The organism is Pseudomonas oryzihabitans, from assembly GCF_032027545.1.
GTDB classification, from domain to species: domain Bacteria; phylum Pseudomonadota; class Gammaproteobacteria; order Pseudomonadales; family Pseudomonadaceae; genus Chryseomonas; species Chryseomonas oryzihabitans_F.
Map to the genome: position 1 here is coordinate 1 of NZ_JAVSJB010000070.1, position 2,089 is coordinate 2,089.

Below are 2,089 nucleotides of genomic sequence, written 5' to 3' on the forward strand. Positions count from 1 at the left end.
TGGCCAAGATGGAAAACGCCACTCCGCTCATTTTTTTGAGCTTGCCGATCAGCCCATCCAGGTAACGATGGCGCTGACTCAAATTCAACACGACATGCTGTTTCAACGCCTCGAATCGGAAGACTTGGCACTGTTCTACATCAAGACGCCTGCCGAGATTGGCACGGTAGGACGCCACCGCCCTTCCCAAGAGACAGAGTCATCCTCGTCCTGAGCTGACGCACCTTTGAATCGGTTAAGGCGGCCGCGGTAACCAACGGCATCAAGGGATGGCTTTCACTGAGCCCCATTTGCGGACTCATCAGCTCACTCGTCGTAGAGAGTGGGCTGATGGTCCTAGCTTGGTAGCGTTGCTCAGCGAGGCGCCACCTAATCGACCTCATTTGCGTGGTTGCAGATGAGCAATGCAAGGCGAGACGAACAGCGTCCCGCGGTAGGCACCGGCTAGGGTGCGTCCCGCGACCACCGCCCACAGAGCAGTCAAGGCGACGACCAAAAAGGCACCGAAGACGGTAAGGAAACCTGACCCAAGCGTGCTTCCCAAACGTAGCGTCGTGACGGCATAGACGCCCAGTGGAAAAGTAAAACCCCACCATCCCAGGTTGAAAGGGATGCCGTGGCGCGCGTACTTCAGCGTGATCAGTATGGCAAGGCTCATCCACCACAAGCCGAGTCCCCATAGTAGGATCCCGCCAATTACGCCTAGCCCCTGCGCGACGGCGCCAATTCCGGCCATACCGTGAGCAGCGAAGATGACCGGCGCGTCGCTGCCCATCACGAGCAGACCCAACGCACCTGTACCAATGGGGCCAAGCGATAACCAGCTCGATGCAGCCATGTTCTCGTGAGGCAGCTTGTGCAGTGCCATCCGCAATAGCAGGATCACGAGGACACTTAGGGCGACAGGTACCGAATAGGCCCAAAGCACATAGCTGGTCACCAGCACGGTGAATTGGTGCCCGCCATCGGCTAGGTGCGGTGCCAACAGCCCGCCACTGGCAGCGGCCACTTCGGCGGCTACCACAGGTAGCAACCATACCGCCGTCATTTGATCGATGCTGTGCTGCTGACGAGTAAACATCAGGTACGGAATCGCTACTCCGCAAACCAGTGCCATGGCCGCATCGACCCACCAAAGTCCGGTGGCAATCGTGACAGCCACCTCACCCCATCGTGGCAGCCCAAAGATCAGCATCCCGTTGATGATTGTTGCCAACCCCATCGGAATGGTGCCGAAGAACATCGATACGGTGGAGTGGGCAAAAATTTGCTTGGCTTCGTTGTAGAACAAGATCCAGCGAGCGGCATACAAGCCGCTGAATAGAACGAAAAGCAAAATGTTGAACAGCCACAGTCCTTCGGCGATCAGACGCAAGCCGGGTACCGACGCGGGAAAACTCGCTAAGGCGATTGCCAAAATACCGGTGCCCATCGTTGCCGCAAACCAGTTGGGGGTGAACTGGCGAACGACTTCGAGCGGCTGCTTGAGCTGGCTGAGCGGCTTGCCGCCGGTGCGCAGGGCTATAGCATCCTTTAATGTCATGAGGTGAGCTCCGCTGAGGAATGCAAACAGTCTAGCCCGGCTCGATTATCTGAAAAATTGAATATGATATAAAAAGTAATCTACTAAATAGATAAGCAGTCCCCGCTGTCCGCAGGGACTGCTCCACGATCAAGGCTTCGCGACGTGCCAGACTTGATTGACACCTTCACCGGTCGTTTCACCGGGCTTGCTGTCCTTTACCCAGGTATAGAGTGGCTGCCCCTTATAGGCCCATTGCTGGCTACCATCCTCACGCTGTACTACGGTATAGCCGTCACCGCTCTTGGCCCCTGCCGGTGCCATCAGCGGCGGCCAGTTCTTGGCGCACGGGCCGTTGCAGGCGGACTTACCCTCGCTGTCCTTGGTGAAGGTGTAAAGCGTCATACCCTTTTCATCCACAAGCACCTTACCCAAGGTGGTGTCGCCAACCTTGGCGGGCGTGGCCGCCACGGCCAGCCCTGTCATGGAGAAAATGGCAGTGGCAATCAACACTTGTCTGAGCATGCTGGACCTCGATGGTTATTGGTTATTAGTATTTCGATTGGA

General features: G+C 56.8%; 2 protein-coding genes and 1 pseudogene. 1 reads left to right on the forward strand and 2 read right to left on the reverse strand.

The window, feature by feature from the left end; genetic code table 11:
* Window positions 1–214: pseudogene (locus tag RND78_RS27690) on the forward strand (DUF190 domain-containing protein); the annotation flags it as partial.
* A gap of 165 nt (window positions 215–379) precedes the next feature.
* On the opposite strand, the gene RND78_RS27695 reads toward RND78_RS27690, so the two are convergent.
* Window positions 380–1,543, reverse strand: a complete 1,164-nt coding sequence (locus RND78_RS27695; protein ID WP_027597934.1) for a TDT family transporter — start codon at window positions 1,541–1,543, stop codon at window positions 380–382.
* Between the two features lie 129 nt (window positions 1,544–1,672).
* Window positions 1,673–2,047, reverse strand: coding sequence for a hypothetical protein (locus tag RND78_RS27700; RefSeq protein WP_027597935.1), 375 nt, complete (start codon window positions 2,045–2,047; stop codon window positions 1,673–1,675).
* Between the last annotated feature and the right edge of the window lie 42 nt (window positions 2,048–2,089).